Origin of the sequence: Streptomyces sp. NBC_00829 (assembly GCF_045161795.1) — a bacterium.
Taxonomy (GTDB): Bacteria; Actinomycetota; Actinomycetes; order Streptomycetales; family Streptomycetaceae; genus Streptomyces.
On the sequence record NZ_CP108868.1, the window covers coordinates 154,307 to 173,760 of the forward strand.

Sequence of the window (19,454 nt, forward strand, 5' to 3'; positions counted from 1 at the left end):
GTGCTGCCCTACGTCTATCAGGTCACCAAGTACGACCCCGCCGACCGCGACCAGCACGGCCACTACGCCGGCACTGAGGACACGACCAGCGACCACGGGCCGGTCGAAGCCGCCTACCTGCGGGCCGTCGCCGCCTTCGCCGAAGACAGCGGCGTCGACAAGCTGGCCATCCGCGAGCCGCAGCTCGGAGGCTTCGCCCACTTCGGCCTGGAACCACCGATCGACGGCTACGGCCTGGCCGGCCTCTTCCCCGCCGGCCCCGTCGGGTTCCACGACGGTGCGCTGGTGCCGATCGGTGTCGGCTTGGAACTTGTCCGAGCGATGCTCCGCGACAACGGCGCCTGGTGCCGCCTGGAAGCGGAGGGAGAGTTCACGGTGCACGTCGGCTGGGACCAGTACCTCTACATCGGCAGCAACCTGCCCTGCGAAACCGCACTGGCCCGCACCCGCACGCTCGGCCTGTTCCCGGAACGCCTGGACGCCTCGCCGTACGACTTCGCCCCCGACGACCCCGCCTACGTGCAGCGGCCGGCCGACGCCGACTTCTGGGCCCGCCTGCACTGGACCGTCAGTGCCCACCGCGCGGTGTTCCTGGAGGAGGTCTTCGCCGTCAACGCCTCCCGGTGGCACCGCCTGACCCGCGACAACATCGAGACTGTGCGCTCCCAGCTGGCCCCACGCGCACAACTGGCAATCTGGCCAGACCTGCTCACCGACGTCGACAAGGCCGTGGCCGCTCTGCCCGACGAAGGCCTCGTGGAGATCGTCTGGGAGGACGAGGACGGGCAGATCACGAGCACGGTCGTGGACGAGACCCAGTTCGAGGCAGTGACCTCCCAGCTCGCCAGCGCGCGTGCTGCCAGCGTCGTATCCATGTATGCCGGTGAAGATCTCCCGCTGTTCACCGCTGTGCTGCCCGACAGCGACGGCGTTCTGCGCGCTCGCTGGCAGACCGAGCCGACGCCCAGCGACCGGGACTGGGCGCTCCTGAAGACCCTGCGGCGCGGCCAGGTCGTCACCGGCACGGTGACGACCATCGCCAGCTTCGGCGTCACCTTCGTGGACATCGGCGGCTTCACCGCGATGATCAAAATCCCGGAGCTGTCCTGGCGCCCGTTCGACCACCCGTCCGACGTCGTCAGCGTCGGCCAGGAGGTCACAGCCGAGGTTCTCGACGTCGACATGGTCCGGGAACGGGTGCCTCTGTCGCTCCGAGCGGTGCAGGAAGACCCGTGGCCACAGGTAGCGCAGCGGATCGGCCAAGTGGTCATCGGGCCGGTCACCAAGATCGTGCCGTTCGGCGTCTTCGTCCGCATCGAAGACCGAGAGGACGGCTTCCAAGGGCTCGTGCACACCAGCGAGCTGGATGAATCCTCCAAAGACGTCGTCGAGGTCGGCGATGCCCTCACCGTGAAGATCACTGAGGTCGACATGGCCCGCCGTCGCATTTCCTTGTCGCATACCCAGGCCCGCACAACCCGCTCTGAGGGCGGCATTGAGGGTGGATCGGCATGAGGAGCCAGGGCCGAGCTCGACCGGGACATAGCCGCGCTCTTGGCGGCCATGGCGTTTACCGAGATACGGCATCTGGCCGGGAGGCCACAGCGCGGCGAGCAGGACACCTCCCATGACGAGGTTCTGGACCGCATCAGGTTCCTGGCCAACTTGTGCCACAACCTTCCGGGTGTGGCACGGCCACGTGCCAGGAGGCCCTCCCGCCAGGGCAAGCCCATCGGGAGCTTCGATCAGGCGATGACCGAACGGCCGATGAGTTGGGTGTGGAACACCGCCGGCCCGGACGCCCGTGCATGGATGCTGCGTCACATCGAACAGGCAGGACGAAGCTGGACGCCACCCCCGCCGCTGCCACAATCCCGCAGGGCCCCGTCGCCGATGACGCCGCGGCAACGGATGGGCCTTCTACTCAGACGTTGGCCGGTCAAGGCCCCCGCCGGGCGGCAGCCGCTACCCGCAGAAGCGAACGTTCTCAAGGCCCTCGACACCGAAGCGGTCTGCGCCTTGAACGACGAGGCCCGACGGCTTCGGCTCGGCCTGGGTGGTGGCGGATCGTGGTTCCGGGCCCATCTCGCCCCCGACGGCGTCCACTATCTGCTCCCGGATCCGGCAAACTACTACTGGCCCGGCACCTCCAACGGTCGCGACGGCGAGATCGATTGGTGGCAGTGCACCATGCTGCTGCAGATGTACAACGGAGAGCAGGTCGGCGGCATGGTCGCCGTACTCCCGGAGACCTTCACGGCGTTGCCCTCGACATTGCTCCGGAAGAACCAGCTGCGACTCGTCCACCGCGTCCGCTCCATCGAGCGAGACACCTCCCAATGGGGCCGAGACCACAAGGCCGAATGCGCACCGCAGCTTTGCGGCTACGTCCCCGAAGCGACCGATAACGCCCCGACGACTACATGACCGCAGCATGGTGGCATCGCTACTGAGAGCTACTTGTCACTTGGCGGCAGCTTCGGGAGTGCAGGGCCACCACGTCCGCGACACCACCTTCGCCGAGGACGCCTCACAGCTGCGGACCGGCAACGCGCCCCGAGCGATGGCCACCTGGCGCAACCTCGCCCTCGGAGCCCTCCGCACAGCAGGGGTGAAGAACATCGCAGCCGGCCTCCGCCGCAACGCCCGCGACCCTCGCCGACCCCTCACACTCCTCGGCCTCGGATGATCACGAACCGGACGTCATGCGACTACGCCGAAGCCCTGACCGGACGGTGAGCTGGCGGTAGCCGAACAGCCAGGAGATCGACCGCTCGATCTTCCAGCGGTGGCGGCCGAGCCGTTCGCCGGACTCGATGCCCGGGCAGGCGATGCGGGCGACGAGACGTCGACTGCGAGCCAGGCGAGGTGGTCGGCGGAGTGGTACGCCTTGTCCGCGCGGATCTTGACGGTAGGCCGGACAATCGCTGCTGCTGAAAGTGAACAAAGCCAGCACACAGATTGACTGAACGACACGACCCCGAATCAACCCTGATACAACGGCCGATGAGAGAGTGCACCGAGACGACAGTGACCTGATAGTCGGTCCAGTTGTCGCGGACGCGTGGCGTGCGTGCACCCTGGCCTCCTCCTGGGCGTGGACGCAGGAGAATTGGTCCGACGACCAATTCGGCATCGCCAGAGAATCCCAAAGGCGTGCGGCGTTCATCCTGTGCCAGTGGCTCCGATCAGGGCTTGGGGGTGTTGGCCTCGGTGACGTTGACGGCTGCCCAGGCCTTGTCGACGGCCTTGTATTCGGCGCTGTCGGCCCCGTGCATGTCGGCGGCGGCCTGGAGGGTGGCGGTTCGGGCCTGGTGGAAGTCCGTGGTCGAGACCATGTACCGGGTCAGGGCCCGGTAGAAGATCTGCAGGGCCCTGGCCCGGCCGATGCCCTTCACCGTGGAGCCGTCTTTGGTCGGGGAGTCGTAGTTCACGCCCCTGATGGTCTTCTGCCCGCTTCCCTCCGCCAGCAGGTAGAAGGCGTGGGAGGAGACACCGGAGCCTGAGTGGACCTCGCGGTCGACCGTGCTGTTGTCCCAGTAGTCGACGCCGCCCCCCACGATGTCCAGCGAGGGCTTGTCGAGGCGGCGAATCCACCCCTGTGCCGGGCCCAGCTTCTCACCGAAGAGGTAGTTCGGGGGGTTGGCCTTGTTGTCCGCGTTGAACTCCACACCGGTGGCGAAGATGTCGGCCAGGGACTCGTTGAGCGCTCCGGGCTCGCCGTAGAAGCCCGCCTTGTCTTCGCGGGTCGCCTGGAGGTTGGCGGTCGCGCTGACCACACCGTGGCTGAGCTCATGGGCGGTGGTATCCAGGGAGACCGGCGGAATGTTGAACGGTTTGCCAGCACCGCCGCCGTAGAGGATGCAGCGACAAGTCTCGCTCCAGCCGGCGTTCCCGACCTTGTTGCCCCAGTGGACGATGGCGTGCGGGCCCTTGCCGTCGTTGTAGATGCCCTTACGGCCGAAGGTGCTCGCGTAGAAGTCGTAGGTGGCGCTGAGGCCGTAGTGGACGTCGACGGCCGCGGTGGCGGGATCGGATGTCTTCCCGTTGCCCCAGCGGTTGTCCTTGTCGGTGAGCACCTTCCCGGAGGAGAAGTCGGTGGGGGTATGTGACCGGGCGTCCCTGGTCTCGAGGTTGCCGCGGCGGGGGTCCTTGAGCGTGAATGTGCCGTCGGCGTGCTTCGTCGTGCCCAGGGGTACCTGTCCCACGTACAGCGAGCTTCCCGTACCGCCCTTCCCCGCCGCGGTCGGCCCGAGCTGGACGCGGGGAGGGATGATGCCCTCCTGCAAGGGAGCGCTGCTGAACACCTTGGCGTCACGCGCGTCTGGGACGACGCTGTGGCCGCCGGACCGGTCCTGGCGGTCGACGACGTCGACCCGGTGGGCGAGCGGCACCCTGTCCTTACGGAGGTCGATGATCAGCTTGGGCTTGCCGACGGAGCCCTTGGCGACAGTGGAAGCCCGGGCCGCCGCCTGACCGGCGGTCAGCCTGGGAGAGAGCGCGGAGGGATCGACCTTGCGGAGCGTGGCCCGGGTCACCCCCCGGTACGCGTTGTGCGCGTCAAGGTGGATCACAAGGTCCCCGCCCTTCACAGGAACGCCCTTGGGGACGCGGTCGAAGCGCACATGCCTCTTGCCCTCGGGGTCGATGAGAACGTCCTTGGTCCTCAGGGGCTCCTTCTCACCGACGCCGGTCTCCCCGGCGTGAGCGATGGCGGCCTTCTCGGCCGCCTTGACCACCTCGGGGAACGGGCCCTGGTACGCCGTGCCGGAGATCCCCGCATCGGTGGTCCCGCGCCCGGACAGGAGCGCCGCCGACGCGGCACCCAGCACGGCTGCCGCGGTGAGCACACCGATCGCAACAGCCACTGCCCGCCCGCGGGACCTGAGGAGTACAGGCATGGTCTTGTCTGCCCTTTGTGTGGAGGAAATAGCACAGCGGCGGGCTGTGCTGCGCTGCGAGGGACACGCCAGAAGACCAAGCCGTTGGCCAGAAGAATCGGTTTCACATGGGGAATGCAGATCCCGTGATTCCACATTCCTGAGGCAATGCCCGGCCCACCTGGAAATGCCGAACCGCATCGGGACGGCAGTCATCGCAACTGCATGGCACAGCAGCGCGCCCTTCGCAGCCCAACTAGCTGCGAAGGGCGCCCCTTACGCGTTTTTTCGACGTTGTCGACATGAGGACTGCCGAGGACGGGGCACTTGACGTACTGCGCCAGCATACGCGCCGCGGGGCGGGCAGGTGCATGCCACCGAAGCGGCAGACGCCCTGACTGGTCTGCCGACAGTACCGACGGTGCTCCCCCGCAGCCACGGCCGAAGCGCCTGCCGCAGCAGCAGCACGCGTTCAAGCACGGCAGGTCAGTAGTGCCAGTACCTGTCCCTGAACCATGCGTTCGACGTGACGCCGGCATCACGCATGTCATCCGGGCTGGCTTCGTCCTGCGTCTGCTGTTCCGGTGAGCTGGCGGCCGTCCCGGTGTCGTGCGCCGGAGCCTGGCCGGACGCGAACGCGGCACCGCTGCCCAGGAACGCGAGGACGGCGCCGCCGGTCAGCGCGAGACGCAGACGGGCTGAGCGCTGTGAGCGCTCGGTGGGACGCCGGTGCGAGGCAGGGGCGGGAGAGGGCGGATCTATATCCGAATTCACAGAATTGTCCCTTTCGTTGAAGGCGCAGCGAGTTCTCACACGCATGGGTGCTGCCGAACTTCTTCAACCTCATCAGGCAGGGCTCACCATGACAACCGAACTGTTTCGGCCGAGCCGATGCTTCGGTTGCAATCCCGAACTATTTCTGTGGCCATTCGAAACGCTTCGGTCTCAGTGGGCGTTTAGAGGTGTGTTGTGTCGCTAGGTGAGCCTTGCGGTCGCCGGTTTTCAGGGCCCGCTTGCTCCGCTTCTCGTGCACGAAGTCCGTCTGGTTTGAAGATAAGACGGAAACGCCCATCAGGCAGCGGAAAATCATCATCCGCCTTGCTCATGCCAACGCTACGGCGTGAGCCAGCGGAGCCCGTAACCCCAGTGACTTGTCCGACGCCCGATGGGCCTTGATCGAGCCGACTTTGACGGCTTGGAGAAAGACCCGGCTTGACCGCAGACCCACCGGGAAACCGGCGTCGGTCTCCTGGCTGTTCGGCTACCGCCGGCTCACCGTCCGGTACGAACGAAAGGGCAGCCACTTCCTCGCGTTCCTCGGCCTCGCAGCAGCACTGACCTGCTACAAGAAGCTCGCCAAACTCACCACGTGAGACATCCTCTTAGCGCCGCAATTTCTGCCAGCCTGTCGACCCGAATAGGGCGGCCGCTGTCCTTCCGGGGCCGGCCGCAAGTTGGAAGTCGGGCTAGGGGCAGCGCCCGTCGGCGTAAGCCGTCGGCGCCAGTCGGGGGTTAAATGGAAATCGCTCTCAGTGGCGCGCAGCCAGCAGTGCTGGGGTCGGCTGACGATGGTCCGGGTCATTTTGATCAAGCCAAACAGCTTGCGGGTCTGTATTCGCACGCCTGTCGCCGAAGGAAAGCGCCTGGCCGCGCCCCAATTCCCCCTGCCCGTGAGGCACGTCACAGATCATGTCCATATTGTGGACACGCCGTGAAGTGTTCAGGCGCCCTCACGACCAGGGCTTCGGCGTAGTCGCATGACGTCCGGTTCGTGATCATCCGAGGCCGAGGAGTATGAGGGGTCGGGTCACTTCACTCGCGGGTGGCCTGGGATCTGGCGAGGGGGACGACAACGGCTGAACGGGTAGCGAGTTGTCTGCGGAGCGCGTCGTTCTCCGCGAGGAGGACGGCGATCACGGTCGCTGACGCATCGACTTGGTCCTGGAGGCGCCGCCCCTCGGCCGTCTTCGTCTTGAGTTGACGTCGCAGTTCTTTGATCGCTTGAGCTTGGTCCTGGTCGCGCTGGCTCGCCGTGCTGCCGCTGATCCGGCTGTTCCAGTCGTTGAGCAGGGTCGTAGCGCGGTTCATCGTGGCTCGGCTGACGCCGGCCTCGCGCCAGAGGTTGTTCTTGGTGAGCTTCCCGTCGGTGCGAAGAGGGGTGCCGGCGAAGAGCCGTTCCATGGCTTCTCGCAGGGCCTTCTCGGCCTTGTCAGAGACCCTTGGCGGCTGTGAGGCGGAGGTCACGATTCGCCCGCCTTCCTGAGCACGATCTCGACGTCGCGGATCTCCTCGTCAATCAACGCCCGGCGGGCCGAGGGGAGGTTCGGCAGGGACCGCAGCCGCGTCAGGGATCCGTGTTCGGCTTTCCAGATCGGGATCTGCTCGATGGTGATGACGCTGTTGCTGCATCTGGAGGGGCGGCAGCGGTCCGGCAGAGGGCCTCTGTGGCCTTCCGGGACGATCGCGTCCTCGATGCACTTCGCGCCGGTCGGGTTGTTGTCGTCCATGGTGCAGTGGTTGAGCTTGCCGAACCGGATCGGAAAGCCTGTGCGTCGGAGCAGGTCGTATTCGACCCGTGCGTCGCCGCGCTGGGCCTGCCCGGTGCTGCGGAGCTCTTCGGCCCGGCGACGTACCGCTTGAAAGGTCTCGCGCATGCGATCAGCGCCGGGCCCATAGCCGACAGTCCCGCCTCGACCGTCTGCGTCGAACAGTTCCTTGAGTCGGTTGAAGCGGCGCTCGGCGATGGCATCGTCCAGGTATTTGGCCCAAGTCGGGTCCTTGGCCATATAGCCCTGGGTCGACCGGTTGGCCAGGGCCCTGGTGGCGACGTGCTTGAGCTGCATTCCAACGGCGATCTCGGAGCCTGGGAAGTCGCGGGTGAGCATCGCCATGGTCCTGCGGAACATGTGCGGCTTCACGTCGCCAACGACCGGGATCTCGGCCAGCCCGCTGTGGTGCCGGTACTTGTTGACGTGCGTGATAAAGCTCTTGATGGCCACCTGGCTGTCGAAGATGGCATCGGCTTCCCCTTCGTTGACCGCGGCGAAGGCGAACTCGTCGTGCAGAGACAGTTGCGAGGCGACATCGATGGCCTTGGCGACGGGATCGATGATCCACCAGTGCTTTGTCGGCAGGTCAGGATCGAGTTTCCGCTTGGTGGACTTCACTGCCGGGTTGCTGTAGTACTCGACGACAGAGTCCTTGAGCACGGCACGGATTACTGGCGGGAGGGGGTTATTCCGACCGTGCACTATTCCCTCAGCTGCCCTCAGGTTGAGTGCGGTCGCGGCTCAGCGAGTGGCGGGCCGTTCCCTCAGGCGTGAAGGTGAAGCCGTCCATGAACGGGGTGCCGCCGGCGCGGAACGCCCAGAGGATTGGCTCGGCGTGGACGCACGACGACGATGGGCTTGGGCTCGGCGTGAAACTGTTCCAGAGGTGAAAACAGAGAAGGACGTCGTCTCGCCGATCGGTCGTATAGGCAAGTGTCTTGGGGTAGTTGGGGTTGGTCCCCCCGAAGAGCACCGAGGGCGGACCGAACGCCGTGACGACATCGCTGAGGAACCGACCCTTACGAATGACCCGAAGCAACCCACGAAGAAAGGTACGGATCCCGCATGACCGCGCCGACCTACCCGGACCTGCCGGAAAGCTGCTTGGTGGTCCTCATCGGCGCATCGGGCGCCGGGAAGAGCACGATCGCCGGGACCTGGCCCGCCTCGCAGGTCCTGTCCCTGGACGCGATGCGGGAGGCGGTGAGCGGGGATGCGGGCGACCAGGAGGCGACGGCCGACGCGGTCGACGCCCTGCACCTGATCCTGGAGCGCCGGATGGCGCGGCGCCGGTTCACGGTCGTCGACGCCACCAACGTCACCAGGTCTGCCAGGGAGCCGCTGGTTGCCGCCGCCAAGCGGCACGGCATGCCCGCCATTGCGGTCATGGTGTCCACCCCGGCCTCCGTGTGCGTGGAGCGGCAGGGACCGCGGCCGGCCAACCGGACCGTCCCGGACGACACGGTCCACCGGCAGCACAAGGCGATGGTGCACTCCCATCCGCAGCTCACGAAGGAGGGGTTCAACGACGTCGTCTTCGCCGACAGCCTCTACCGGCTGCTGCCGCTCCTGGAGCGCCTGAGCGAGACGCGGAACGCCGACCTCGGCCTGGACGGCGGCGACGGCCTGGACGACCTGCTGCTCGTACGCCGGGTGTTCGGCCCCGAGATCCTGCCGCTGTGGCAGTGGAAGGACCGCTCCGAGGTTGCGGGCGGCGACCGCGTCGCGCAGATCCGCCTCGGTCAGATGTACCTCACCCTCGCCCTGCGCACCGACGTGGACGGCGAGGGGGACTACGGGTTCGACGTGATGGTGCCGTGCCCGCACGACGACGAATGTGCCGGCTACGCCTGGGGGCCGCCACCCCCTTGATGTCCCCGCCGTTCTCGCAGCACTGACCGAGCGCGGCTGCTCCTTCAGCCTGGACTTCCACCTCCCCAGCGCCCCCCAGCTCATCCGCGCCGCCGCCCCCTGGCTCCGGCACGCGGTCACGATCTTCGTCAACGCCGAGGAACACGCCCTCCTCACCCACCACGCCAGCCCGCGCCCCTGCCCGGAGACCGTCGTTACCGACGGCCCTCGCCCGGCACGCGTTGTCCTGCCCGGCTGTGCACAGCGACCCGTCGCCCCGCCAGCCGTGCCCACCGTCCGGCAGATCACCGGTGCCGGCGACACTCTGGCCGGCACCTACCTCGCCCACCGCGCACGGCATCTCCCACCGGCCGCAGCCCTCGACCGCGCCGTACAGGCCGCCAGCCAGCACACCGCCCACGTGCCACTGACCTTCCCCGCCCCACCCCGCGCCCCGTCCTGACCAGCAGCAGGAGGCAGCCCGATGTACTACGTCGCCCACCGTCTCTTCGCCGCCCACGACCGCGCCCTCGCCGCTCAGCTGGCCCACCACCTTGCCCTCAAGATCGGCGAAGACCAGGTCTTCCTTCCCTTCTGCGACACAGACGAGGAAGACCTCGTCGCCGACGTCAAAGGGAGGCGGATCTTCGAACTCGACCGAGAGCGGCTCCGCAGCGTCCGTGCCTTCCTCGCCATCGTTCACGGACCCAGCCCGGACGACGGCGTGTGCATGGAGATCGGCTACGCCGCCGCCCTCGGTGCACCCGTCATCCTGCTGACCACTGACTTCCAGGACTACTCCGCCGCCCCCCACGGCCCGCGCACCGTCTTCCCCGACCCGCTATTGGACGCCCTCGCCACCCGCATCGTCCGCGTCCCCCTCCTCGGAACCGCCGTCCGGGGCCCAGCCACAAGCCGCTTCGCAGACTTCGCCGCCCGCAACCACGCCCAAGCCCAGTACGCAACCGAGGCATGCGTCGACGCCGCCCTCCAACTCCCCGCCCGACTCCCGACAATGTCCGTCCCCGCCCAAGACTCCAGCACCGTGTATGCCGAGCCATCCCCGTACACGGCAGCCCATTACGCCCTTCCCGGCCTGACCACGATCACGGGAGTCACCATCCTTGGCCCGACCCGCTTCGCGGCCGTCGAACCCATCACGGCCGCACGCCATGATTGGGACGCCGCTCTCAGCTCGGCGCGCATTGTCGTCGACGGCTCCGGCCCCGAGACCCCACCTGGCGCCGCCCTGCTGATCGGGGCGGCCTGTGCCACGGGCCGCCCGGTGGCCGCGTATCTGCCCCGCAGCACCTACACCCACGCCGTCGGCCGTGAGCCCAATCACCGCAATCTGATGGTCCAGTACGGCGTTGATGCCACACTCCGCAGCGCAGACGAGGTGACCGCGTGGATCAACGGGTGACCATTGACGAGATCGCCCAGCACCGCACCGTCGTACTCGAAGGCGGGGACGGCGTCGGCAAGACCACCCTCGCCGACCTTCTCGTCACCCAGAGTGGCTTCATCGCAGTGCACTCACCCCGCACGCCCGACCACCAGAACCTGACCCGCCGATACCGCGATCTTCTAGCCCGGCCGGGCCGGCTCGTCCTGGACCGCAGTTTCGTCAGCGAACTCGTCTACGGCCCCCTCTACCGCGACCGATCCCGCATCACATGGGACGAGGCCCTCGGCCTGGCCGGCCTCGTCACGGCCCGCGACGGCGTCTTCCTCCACCTCACCGCGCCCGCCGCTGTCGTACGCAGCCGTCTCATGGCCCGCGACGGCCAGGCTCCCGAACTGGAGGAGATCGCCGCACTTGGCGACGCTTATGAGCGCGTCTTCCGCGTCCTGACCGGCCATGTGTCCGCTTTTATGTACGCCGCCGAGCCGGAATCCCACCGCCCCACCGGCTGACTCCTGTCCCGTTCCCGCCTCCCCGGCACCTGGGCCTCGTTAGTGTTCCCCGAGAAGGCCGCACCGCACCGTCAAGGGGAACCGCCGTGAACATCACCGACGCCCAGAGGCTTGCCTGGAAGAACAAGCTCGACAAAGGGTTCAACACCTCCGACATCCCGCTGGAGTTCGGCCTGCTCACGGCCGAGGTTGGGGAGGCGTTCACGGCTTGGCGTAAGGGGTTGCCCGACCGCGGGGAAGAGCTCGCCGACGTATTCCTGTACTTGGTGGCGATCGCCGAGATGCAGGGCGTTGACCTCGGCGAAGAGGTCGCGCGGAAGATCGAGAAGAACGCACGACGCGAATACACCGCCGGCGCCAATGGCACACTCCTGCGCACCAGCCGAGAGTAGAAATCGGATGCAGGCGCTGGTCAGAAGGCCGTGCGCACCACGCTCCGGGGGTCTGCCGGCGCGGTCCGCCCCTCGTAGAGTCCCGCCCGTCCCGAGCGGCGCCACGGCCGGGCCAGACGGATCGCGACGTCGATGTCCGTGGTGACTCGCGTCAAATTGTCCTGCCGCTTCGCGGCTAACGACCTCACCCGCGATTGAGTTTGAGGCGTGTCGGCCTGGCGGTTCGGCTGATGGGTGATCAGCAGGCGGCGTCGTCGGCGAGGACGAGTGCGGTGCTGTGCTCGCGGCGGGTGGGCCGCTTGGCAGCACGGTCGGAGATCAGGGCGGCGATGGCCTGCTGGGTCTCGGGGAAGGTTTCGCGGCGTCCGGTGAACCGCCGCAGTGGGGCCCATTGGCGCAGTTCGGCGTTGGTGTGCTCGACGCAGATCCGGGCAGAGGACTGCCGTCGCCTCGCCTCGCGCCAGGCGTATTTGTCGCCGTCGCAGGCGTCTTCCTTCGGTTTCTTCGGCGGCGCAGTGACCTGGTGGGGGAACTCCTTGGCCAGGCCCTGGTAGCCGGAGTCGACTTTCGCCTTCACGCCGGGACGGGTCCTGAACTGCTCGGCGATGCCCTCGGTGCGTACTGCGGTCTGGTCGTGCATCCGGCCGGGCCGTTCCGCCCCGGAGTAGAGCAGGCGGCCCTGGCCGTCGCTGAACGTGGTGGTCTTGATGGTGTTCTGCCTGCGCTTGCCCGAGACGAATGCCCGGCGCCCGGGGCGGTCGGCCTTCGGACGGCGCACCTGGGTCTCCGCACCGTCGAGCCGCAGCTCGATATTCTCGGCGTCCGCGTAGGCGAACACGTCCTCCAAGGTGCGCAAGCGCAGGCCGGACCGGTCGGGGACCGCGAAGCCGCGGGCCGCGAGCACGGGCCTGATCTCCTGGATGGCCCGGCCGACCGTCGACGAGCCGACGTCGTAGACCACGGCGAGGGCATCCTGGGGCAGGCCGGTGCGCAGGTAGGCCAAAGTGATCACCAGCCTGTCGCGGAAGGCGAGTTCGTACTTCGGCCCCGCCCCGGCCTGCCGACGGCGGTCGTGCCCGCGCCGGTCATGGCGTTCGCCCTCGCACCGTGATTCCCACCGGGGTTCGACCTCGTCGAGCAACTCGCCGAAGTGTTGGCGGCTCACGCCGCAGAAGGCAGGATGAGACAAGGCCGCGCGGGCCCACTTCTTGATCACACTCGAAGAACCCGCGCGGCCCTCGTCATGTCACGGCCCCGCCCCGATCAATCGCGGGGGACCTCGTTAGAAAGCCTTTTCGTTTGCTAGTCGCTGATACCGCCAGCTAGCTATGGTGGCGGTATGGGAAAGCAGACGAACATCCGACTGGACGACGCCGTCAAGGCCGCTGCCGAGGACCGGGCCAAGCGCCGCGGCCTGAGCCTGCAGGGATACGTCGCCGATTTGATCAAGGCCGATGTGGACCAGACCCGTGCCGCCTTCATGGCCGGCGCCGCGACGTTCCTGGCCGGGTACGCGGACACGTTCGAGGCGGAGGTCGGCGAGGACCGCTACCCCGGCCTTCCGGAGGGGCTGATGGAGAGCGCGCCGAGGGACGCCGCGTGAATCTCCGCATCGACCTCGCCTGGATCTTGGCCGTGGCGCAGCAGATCCCGGGAGACCCCCAGGTCGTCGACTACGGCGTGCCGGTCGCGGCGGAAGCGCGTCATCGGGCGGAGGTCCTGGACCACGAGGTCTATCCCGAGCCTCATCACAAGGCCGCGGCGCTGCTGTGCGAGCTGGCGAGGAACCCCAGCCTGGAGGTGAGGAACCTCCTGTTCGCGGCCACGGTGACTGCGGCCTACCTCTCGGCGTGCGGCCTTCCGGTGAGTCCCGGCCTGGACACTGTTTTCCCCCTGGCCCGTGCGGCCCGGGACGGGCTCCCGGTGCGGGAGGTCGCGGCTCAGATCAAGACCTGGACGAGCTGACCAGCAGGCTCTTCCCGCAGTTGCGTGCCGGGTCAGGATTCCGGGCCGTCAACGAGCGTCGGCTGGTCATCCCTTGCGGTGAGGCGTTCCGCCAGACCCAGCAGAGCCATCACGGCGACGGAGCCCACCAGGATGGCCAGCCACCCCACCGTCCACGACGTGGTGCGAAGGCGGATCACGAGGGGCGTGAGGACCAGCATGACGACGACCGCGCCCGACATGAGCAACCAGTGGCCCTTCAAGGTCACTGCTCCGATGTGGTGTCCGGGCCGTGCACCGCGCGGCCGGCATGGGCGACGGGGAAGTCGGGGTGGTTGTTCCACCGGTCAGCCAACGCCGTGAGCGCGCTGAGGACGCGGGTGGCCTCAGTGGTCCTGCCCGTCTGGACTGCGGTGGCGTACTCCTGACTGAGCTCGTGGGCGTCGCGCCAGGACTGGATGTACGCGTCGTGCCCTTCGGGATGTTGTTCATCCCGGAGTTCGTCCTGGCGGTCGCGAACAAACTGGTACATCCGCACACCGGTCTGCAGATCCATCGCTCTTCTCCTCACCGGCGCCGCGAGCCTTCGGTCTTTCCGATTCTCCTCTACGCCTCGCACCGTCCCGTGGAACCGCCGTTCGCTGTGACCGATTTCGTCACCGGCTGGTAGTGGGGCCGCCCGCCGAGCGGAGCCTGGCGAGTCATCTCCTGGCCGGTCGGGCGGCGCGGGCTCGTCGCGCAGCTCGGTACGCCTCGGCTGGGTCGTCGGAGGCTCCGGGCGCCGGGCGCCACTCTTCGGTCCGCAACCCTGCCCGGTAGAGGGTGAAGGGGAACCAGCGGCCGTCGGGACCGGAGCGGATCTGGACGCCGGCAGTCGAGTCGGTGACCGTCCCCTCGTCGATGTCGATGACGCCGAGGGCGACGGCGCGGGAGGCACGGATGGCCTCTGCGGCCTGTTCCACCGTGCTCGGTGAGACCGGGGCTGCGGCAAGGGTGGCGTGGGCGCCGGCTGGGCCGCCGTGGCGGTAGCCGATCATCATGGCGCGCAGTGTGGTTTCGGTGAGGCCGGTGGCGTCGGCGGCGGTGGGTAGCCGGTCGACGCCGTGGGGGCTGGCGAGGATTCGCACGGTGTCGGCGAGGTCGTCGTGGGGTGGGGCCCAGGTTGCGGACAGGAGGGCTCGGGCGCGGTTGGCGGCGTCCTGGGTCATCCAGGCCAGGTCTTGGGCGCGGGGCCCGGGGATGGGCGGGTCGTGGAGGGTGGTGGTGACCGGGACGATGGGATCGAGGTCGAGGTCGGGCGGGGAGTGTGGCGGCCGGTGGGCTGCCAGGGAGTAGAGCTGGTCGGCGCGGACGGTTCCGTCGGCGTCTGCTGGGAGGGTGCCGGGGTCGGTGTCGGCTACGAGGTCGCGGACGAGGACGGCGAGGGTGCGGGCGGACATGCCGCGGGCGCCGAGCAGGATGGAGGCCGTGACGGCGAGGCGGTCGGTGACGGCGTGGCCGAGGGCGGCGCTGTGGTCGCACACGCGGCCGGCGTGGCCGGTGGGGCAGGAGCAGGAGAAGGTGATCTCTTCGGCTCCGGGGACGATGGCGATGCCGCGGGCGTGGCCGGGGTCGGCGATGGCGGCGGGGACCCGGTTGGCGAGGAGGTCGGCGACGGCCTGGGGGTTGTCGGCGAGGCGCCCGGCGAGGGTGTCCCACTGGGTCTTGGTGAGTTCGGGCAGGAGCAGGGCGGCTTGGTGGGTGGCCTTCTTCGCGGTGACGGCGGCGGCCAGGCGGCCGGGCTGTGCGTGAATCTGGGCGACGGCGCCGTTGCGGTGGAGGTTGAGGCCCTTGCCGTAGGAGCCGGAGCCGTTGGTCGCCAGGTGGAAGGCTTGTTTCCAGGCGGCGACGAGGGGGGCCATGTTGCGGGTGTTGCCGGAGCCGGTCATCGGGTCCCCAGGGCGACGAGCGCGTTGAGTTCGGTGTCGTCGAGGTCGGCGAGGGCGCTCTCGCCGGAGGTGAGGACCGCGTCGGTAAGGGCGCGTTTGCGGGCGAGGAGGTCGTTGATGTGGTCTTCCACGGTGCCCTCGGTGATCAGGTGGTGGACCTGGACGGTGCGGCGCTGGCCGATGCGGTGGGCGCGGTCGGTCGCCTGGTCTTCGACGGCCGGGTTCCAGGGCCGGTCGTAGTGAACGACGTGCTCGGCCCGGGTGAGGGTCAGTCCGGTGCCGGCGGCCTTGACGGACAGGATGAACACCGGCGCGGGGTCCGGGTCGTTCTGGAAGGCGTCGACGAGGTCCTGGCGGCGCGCTGGGGGCGTCCCGCCGTGGAGGAAGCGGACGGAGCGGCCGCGGGCGCGGAGGTGGTGCTCGAGGATCCGGCCCATCTGTACATACCCAGTGAAGATCAGGGAGGCTTCGCCGCGCTCGGCCAGGGTGGGCATGAGGTCGTCCAGGGCTGCCAGCTTGCCCGAGCGGAGGGAGAGGCCGGCCGGGTCGGCGTCGTCCAGCGGCTCCTTGAGATACAGGCTGGGGGTGTTGCAGATCTGGCGCAGGGCCTGGAGCAGCTTGAGGACCAGGCCGCGGCGCTGGATTCCGGTGCTGGTGGCGATCTTGTCCATGGTGTCGCGGACGGACGCCTCGTACAGGCCGATCTGCTCGTCGGTGAGGGCGACGATGCGGTGGTGGTGGATCTTGCCCGGCAGCTCGGGCGCGATGCCTGGATCCGACTTGCGCCGGCGCAGCATGAACGGGCCGATGAGCCGGGCGAGCTGGGCTGCGGCGGGTGAGGAGGAGTCCTTCTCGACGGCGCCGTAGCGGGTGCGGAAGGCCTTGCGGGTGCCGAAGAGCGAGGGGTTGGTCCAGTCGAGGATGGCCCACAGCTCGGTGATGTTGTTCTCCGCCGGGGTGCCGGTGACCGCGATCCGGCTGTGGGCGGGCACGGCGCGCAGCGCTTTGGCGGTGGCCGAGGTGGGGTTCTTGATGTGCTGGGCTTCGTCGGCGACGACCAGGCCCCACGCGGCGGCGGCGAGGGCCGCGGTGTCGCGGCGGACGGTGCCGTAGGTGGTGATGACGACGGTGTCGGGATCGAGGGCGTCACGGTCGAGGGTCCGGCCCGCGCCGTGGTAGCGCACGACCGTGGTGGAGGGCGCGAAGCGGGCGATCTCCCGCTCCCAGTTCGCGATGAGGGAGGCGGGGCAGACCACCAGCGTCGGGCCGGCGGTGCCGCCGAGGGTCTCGGTGCGGTTCAGGTGCAGGGCGATGGTCGTCAGGGTCTTGCCGAGCCCCATGTCGTCGGCGAGCAAGGCGCCGAAGCCGAGGTCGACCATGGTCGCGAGCCAGGTCAGGGCATGCTGCTGGTAGTGGCGCAGCGTCGCTTTCAGGGCGGCCGGGGGCGGGACGGGGCGGGGATCGGCCGGGGCCTGGCGCAGCGTGCCGACGAGGGTGGCCAGTGCGCCGGCGGGCCGTGCTTCGAGGGCTTCGCCGTCGAGGGTGAGGGTGCCGGACAGGGCGGCGGTCAGCGCGTCGAGCGACGGCAGGGGCGCGAGGTCGCGGGCGCGGGCGCGGCGGGCGGTGGCGGCGTCGACGAGGAGCCAGCGTCCGCGCAGCCGGATCAGCGGCCAGGCGGCGTCGGCCAGCGCGGTCATCTCCTGTTCGGTCAGCGGGTCGCCGTCGAGGTTGATGTGCCAGCGGCAGTCCACCAGCCGCTGCAGGGCGAGGTAGCCGCTGCCCGTGGGGGACTCGCCTTCGTCGGGGTCGTGGTTGCCGATGACGGCGGTGGCGGTGAGGGCTCCGAGGAGGGCCGGGGGCCAGTGGACGGTGAGGCCGGCCTCGGCGAGCGGGGCGGTGGCGTGGTCGTGGAGGCGGGCCAGGTCCTCGGCGGTCAGGCAGATGCGGTGGGGGCGTTCCTGGGCGGCGAGGGGGGCCAGGGGCGGGTAGTGGCGGGCGGCGCGGCGCAGCGCGCGGCGTACGGCCGGCAGTGCTGCGGGGGTGAGCTCGCCCTGGTGGTGCTGGCCGTCCCAGACGGTGATGGCCGCGACGGTCTCGTCCTGGCCGGGGGCGGCCAAGTGCAGGACGGCCGGTGCGGACGGGACGGAGCCGGTGGTGTCGGGTTCCTTGATGCGCAGCACCAGGTGCGGGGTGGGATGCGGGTCGACGGTGTCCTCGATCGCGTCCGCCCACCTCCACAGCTCGGGTGTCGGCTCCGCGTCATGGCCGGCGGTGCCGGTGTGGGGGCCGGTGCCCAGGAGCGAGGCGGCGGCGGGGGTGCGGAGCAGGGTGTCGGCGACGGCGTCGAGCAGCGGCCACACCGCGTGTTCGGGGGACGTGACGCGGATGGGGTTGGTGCCGGCGAGGAGGCAGTGTCCTTCGGGGGCCATCAGGGCGGCGGCTTCGGTGACGGCGGTGCGCAGCGCTTCGGTGATGGGCCCGATCCGCCAGCAGCCGTGGCCCTGGTCGGTCAGGGCGGGGTGGACGCGCTGCTGGGCCACGCACGTCAGGGCCAGGCGCAGCGGGTGGCGCCAGCCGGTGACGGATGCGTGTTCCCTCTCGCGCGGGTCGAGGAGCAGGGGGAGGGCGAGTCGGAGCGGGACGGCCATGCCGGTCACGGTGGCTCGGCGCGGCATGATGCCGCCGGCTCCGGCCAGGACGAGGTCGCGGGTGACCGGCTGCAGGGGTGCCGGCAGGGTTTCGAGGTCCGGGAGCGGTGCCCCGTCGGGCCGGAAGACCATCCAGGTGCTGTGGGCGGGGTGGCGTGCGGGCAGCAGGGTGAGGGCCGCGCCGTCGGTGAGCGTCTGCTCGAGGATGCGGTGTGCGCGGAACAGCTCGGCCGCATCCGCGGGGAGGGCGGGTGGCGGTTCCTGTGTGTGGGCGAGGCCGCTCGGCGGGAGGAGCGCCGGGGGCGTGGCGGGGGCGGCCGGAGGCTCGGGGGTGGGGGCGAGGTCGGCGGCGAGGGCCTGCTGGATGAGCTCCAGGAGGTTGGCGGCGGCGGCCGTGCGGGCGCTCTGCTTGGTTGTTCCCTCCCCCGTGGCGGTGAGTTTCTGCCCGCGGTGCGCAGCGGTGACCGTCGCGGTGAAGGCGGAAGCGGCGCCGGTGACGCGGAAGTCCGGCTTCTTGGTGTGCCCGGCCTGGGCGAACTCGTGGAGGACCGAGATGGGGTTGCGGCCCTGAGCGGGAGCAGGGCTGGTGCCGGGCGCCGGGGGCGGTGCCGCGGACCCGGCCGGGGCGCCCCATGCCGCGACGGCACGGTCGGCGAGCGGGTCGGGCAGACCGGCGATCGCGGCGATGAGCGTGGTCATGGCCTGCTGCCGGGCGCCCTTGCGGGTCCGGGACCGCTGGATGCTGCCGCTGACCTGCCGGCCATCGAGGGCGAGCGAGGCCTGAGCGAGGAAGCCGTCCTGGCTTCCGGCGTCCTGGTCCTCGCGGACCGTCGCCGCCGGCAGACGCAGCACCTGGGCGTGCATGGAGATGATGCTCGGCGCCAGTTCCGGGCTGGCGGTGACCGTGCTGAGCGCCGCCCCGCGAACCGTCTCCCAGACCTCCGCCCCCAGAGCCTCCAGCAGCAGCACCCGCAGGTCGGGTACCTCCAGCCGGCTGTGAGCGAGCCAGCGCGCCGCTTCCGCGGCCACCGCCGCGGCCACGGCCGGCGCGGCATCGCGCGCAATGGCACGCTGCAGCGCTGAGCGGAAGGCGTCGGTACTCATCGACTCCATGGAGCCGCTGGCGATGTGGCGTGCGGTGCGTGAGGCGGGGATACCGGGTCCGGACGTACGAGCGGCCAGCGCTGCGGGGCTGATGGGCTGCAGGCGGTCAATGGACAAAGAGCACTCCCCCAGTAACCGGACGCCGTCGAGACCGCTCCCATTGTCACCTGCGGGTGCGTCAGCGGTGCCATACACACACGACAGGCAGCCCGTCCCCGGCCGTCCGGGGGCTGCGGAGACC

At 69.3% G+C, this 19,454-nt stretch carries 19 protein-coding genes and 2 pseudogenes; 12 read left to right on the forward strand and 9 right to left on the reverse strand.

The annotated features are described in order from the left end of the window. The 3 genes from OG293_RS40320 to OG293_RS40330 are packed head-to-tail and all read left to right on the forward strand — an operon-like array spanning position 1 to position 2,689. A complete protein-coding gene (locus OG293_RS40320) occupies positions 1-1,515 on the forward strand; it encodes a S1 RNA-binding domain-containing protein (protein ID WP_331752548.1) in 1,515 nt (504 codons plus the stop codon). 48 nt (positions 1,516-1,563) lie between these two features. Further along, positions 1,564-2,427 (forward strand): hypothetical protein, encoded by an 864-nt coding sequence (locus tag OG293_RS40325; protein WP_331752130.1) that lies wholly within the window; start codon positions 1,564-1,566, stop codon positions 2,425-2,427. Between the two features lie 40 nt (positions 2,428-2,467). After that, positions 2,468-2,689 (forward strand): hypothetical protein, encoded by a 222-nt coding sequence (locus tag OG293_RS40330; protein ID WP_406003938.1) that lies wholly within the window; start codon positions 2,468-2,470, stop codon positions 2,687-2,689. A 499-nt stretch (positions 2,690-3,188) separates the two neighbouring features. Here the strand turns inward: OG293_RS40330 and OG293_RS40335 are convergent, their stop codons facing one another. Both OG293_RS40335 and OG293_RS40340 read right to left on the reverse strand, forming a co-directional pair. Continuing rightward, the gene (locus OG293_RS40335; RefSeq protein ID WP_331752131.1) at positions 3,189-4,901 is read right to left on the reverse strand and encodes a M4 family metallopeptidase; all 1,713 of its coding nucleotides are present in this window, start codon (positions 4,899-4,901) and stop codon (positions 3,189-3,191) included. A 465-nt stretch (positions 4,902-5,366) separates the two neighbouring features. Then, complete coding sequence (locus tag OG293_RS40340; protein ID WP_331752132.1) at positions 5,367-5,654, reverse strand: hypothetical protein; 288 nt, start codon at positions 5,652-5,654, stop codon at positions 5,367-5,369. Positions 5,655-6,000: 346 nt separating this feature from the next. Between OG293_RS40340 and OG293_RS40345 the strand changes: the two are divergent. After that, positions 6,001-6,127: pseudogene (locus OG293_RS40345) on the forward strand (IS5/IS1182 family transposase); the annotation flags it as partial. Continuing rightward, positions 6,122-6,253: pseudogene (locus tag OG293_RS40350) on the forward strand (IS5/IS1182 family transposase); the annotation flags it as partial. The pseudogenes OG293_RS40345 and OG293_RS40350, both read left to right, overlap by 6 nt. Positions 6,254-6,692: 439 nt before the next feature. Here OG293_RS40350 and OG293_RS40355 read toward each other — a convergent pair. Together OG293_RS40355 and OG293_RS40360 are read right to left on the reverse strand one after the other, a co-directional pair. Next, positions 6,693-7,124 (reverse strand): hypothetical protein, encoded by a 432-nt coding sequence (locus OG293_RS40355; protein ID WP_331752133.1) that lies wholly within the window; start codon positions 7,122-7,124, stop codon positions 6,693-6,695. Beyond that, the gene (locus tag OG293_RS40360; protein ID WP_331752134.1) at positions 7,121-8,089 is read right to left on the reverse strand and encodes a hypothetical protein; all 969 of its coding nucleotides are present in this window, start codon (positions 8,087-8,089) and stop codon (positions 7,121-7,123) included. Before OG293_RS40360 ends, OG293_RS40355 begins: the two co-directional genes overlap by 4 nt. A 405-nt stretch (positions 8,090-8,494) precedes the next feature. On the opposite strand from OG293_RS40360, the gene OG293_RS40365 reads away from it, so the two are divergent. From OG293_RS40365 to OG293_RS40385, 5 genes are all read left to right on the forward strand, one after another. Beyond that, positions 8,495-9,301 carry an ATP-binding protein gene (locus tag OG293_RS40365; protein WP_331752136.1) on the forward strand — a complete coding sequence of 269 codons (807 nt, stop codon included), beginning with the start codon at positions 8,495-8,497 and terminating at the stop codon, positions 9,299-9,301. Next, positions 9,267-9,743: a carbohydrate kinase family protein gene (locus tag OG293_RS40370; RefSeq protein ID WP_331752137.1), complete on the forward strand. Its 477-nt coding sequence runs from the start codon at positions 9,267-9,269 to the stop codon at positions 9,741-9,743. Before OG293_RS40365 ends, OG293_RS40370 begins: the two co-directional genes overlap by 35 nt. 21 nt (positions 9,744-9,764) lie before the next feature. Continuing rightward, complete coding sequence (locus OG293_RS40375; RefSeq protein ID WP_331752138.1) at positions 9,765-10,703, forward strand: nucleoside 2-deoxyribosyltransferase; 939 nt, start codon at positions 9,765-9,767, stop codon at positions 10,701-10,703. After that, complete coding sequence (locus OG293_RS40380) at positions 10,700-11,197, forward strand: hypothetical protein (protein ID WP_406003896.1); 498 nt, start codon at positions 10,700-10,702, stop codon at positions 11,195-11,197. Before OG293_RS40375 ends, OG293_RS40380 begins: the two co-directional genes overlap by 4 nt. A gap of 86 nt (positions 11,198-11,283) precedes the next feature. Next, entirely contained in the window at positions 11,284-11,589 is a 306-nt protein-coding gene (locus OG293_RS40385; RefSeq protein WP_331752140.1) for a MazG nucleotide pyrophosphohydrolase domain-containing protein, read from the forward strand. 238 nt (positions 11,590-11,827) lie between these two features. On the opposite strand, the gene OG293_RS40390 is transcribed toward OG293_RS40385, so the two are convergent. Further along, positions 11,828-12,754 carry a transposase family protein gene (locus OG293_RS40390; RefSeq protein ID WP_406003897.1) on the reverse strand — a complete coding sequence of 309 codons (927 nt, stop codon included), beginning with the start codon at positions 12,752-12,754 and terminating at the stop codon, positions 11,828-11,830. 174 nt (positions 12,755-12,928) lie between these two features. On the opposite strand from OG293_RS40390, the gene OG293_RS40395 reads away from it, so the two are divergent. Both OG293_RS40395 and OG293_RS40400 read left to right on the forward strand, forming a co-directional pair. Beyond that, positions 12,929-13,192 carry a hypothetical protein gene (locus OG293_RS40395; RefSeq protein WP_331752142.1) on the forward strand — a complete coding sequence of 88 codons (264 nt, stop codon included), beginning with the start codon at positions 12,929-12,931 and terminating at the stop codon, positions 13,190-13,192. Next, positions 13,189-13,554 (forward strand): hypothetical protein, encoded by a 366-nt coding sequence (locus tag OG293_RS40400; RefSeq protein ID WP_331752144.1) that lies wholly within the window; start codon positions 13,189-13,191, stop codon positions 13,552-13,554. The genes OG293_RS40395 and OG293_RS40400 overlap by 4 nt, the downstream gene beginning before the upstream one ends. A 32-nt stretch (positions 13,555-13,586) precedes the next feature. Here OG293_RS40400 and OG293_RS40405 read toward each other — a convergent pair whose 3' ends face one another. The 4 genes from OG293_RS40405 to OG293_RS40420 all read right to left on the reverse strand — a co-directional run bounded on the left by OG293_RS40405 (position 13,587) and on the right by OG293_RS40420 (position 19,330). Then, the gene (locus OG293_RS40405) at positions 13,587-13,802 is read right to left on the reverse strand and encodes a hypothetical protein (protein WP_331752146.1); all 216 of its coding nucleotides are present in this window, start codon (positions 13,800-13,802) and stop codon (positions 13,587-13,589) included. Next, positions 13,799-14,089, reverse strand: a complete 291-nt coding sequence (locus OG293_RS40410) for a hypothetical protein (protein ID WP_331752148.1) — start codon at positions 14,087-14,089, stop codon at positions 13,799-13,801. Before OG293_RS40410 ends, OG293_RS40405 begins: the two co-directional genes overlap by 4 nt. Positions 14,090-14,234: 145 nt before the next feature. Beyond that, on the reverse strand, positions 14,235-15,461 hold the full coding sequence (locus OG293_RS40415) for a hypothetical protein (RefSeq protein WP_331752150.1): 1,227 nt from the start codon (positions 15,459-15,461) through the stop codon (positions 14,235-14,237). Next, positions 15,458-19,330, reverse strand: a complete 3,873-nt coding sequence (locus tag OG293_RS40420; RefSeq protein WP_406003898.1) for an SNF2-related protein — start codon at positions 19,328-19,330, stop codon at positions 15,458-15,460. The genes OG293_RS40415 and OG293_RS40420 overlap by 4 nt, the downstream gene beginning before the upstream one ends. Positions 19,331-19,454: the final 124 nt, after the last annotated feature.

Excerpts from the sequence above, each read along its gene's own strand:
- OG293_RS40325 (WP_331752130.1), top strand. The coding sequence starts at position 1,564 with ATGGCGTTTACCGAGATACGGCATCTGGCCGGGAGGCCACAGCGCGGC.
- OG293_RS40335 (WP_331752131.1), bottom strand. The coding sequence starts at position 4,901 with ATGCCTGTACTCCTCAGGTCCCGCGGGCGGGCAGTGGCTGTTGCGATC.
- OG293_RS40365 (WP_331752136.1), top strand. The coding sequence starts at position 8,495 with ATGACCGCGCCGACCTACCCGGACCTGCCGGAAAGCTGCTTGGTGGTC.
- OG293_RS40375 (WP_331752138.1), top strand. The coding sequence starts at position 9,765 with ATGTACTACGTCGCCCACCGTCTCTTCGCCGCCCACGACCGCGCCCTC.
- OG293_RS40395 (WP_331752142.1), top strand. The coding sequence starts at position 12,929 with ATGGGAAAGCAGACGAACATCCGACTGGACGACGCCGTCAAGGCCGCT.
- OG293_RS40410 (WP_331752148.1), bottom strand. The coding sequence starts at position 14,089 with ATGGATCTGCAGACCGGTGTGCGGATGTACCAGTTTGTTCGCGACCGC.
- OG293_RS40415 (WP_331752150.1), bottom strand. The coding sequence starts at position 15,461 with ATGACCGGCTCCGGCAACACCCGCAACATGGCCCCCCTCGTCGCCGCC.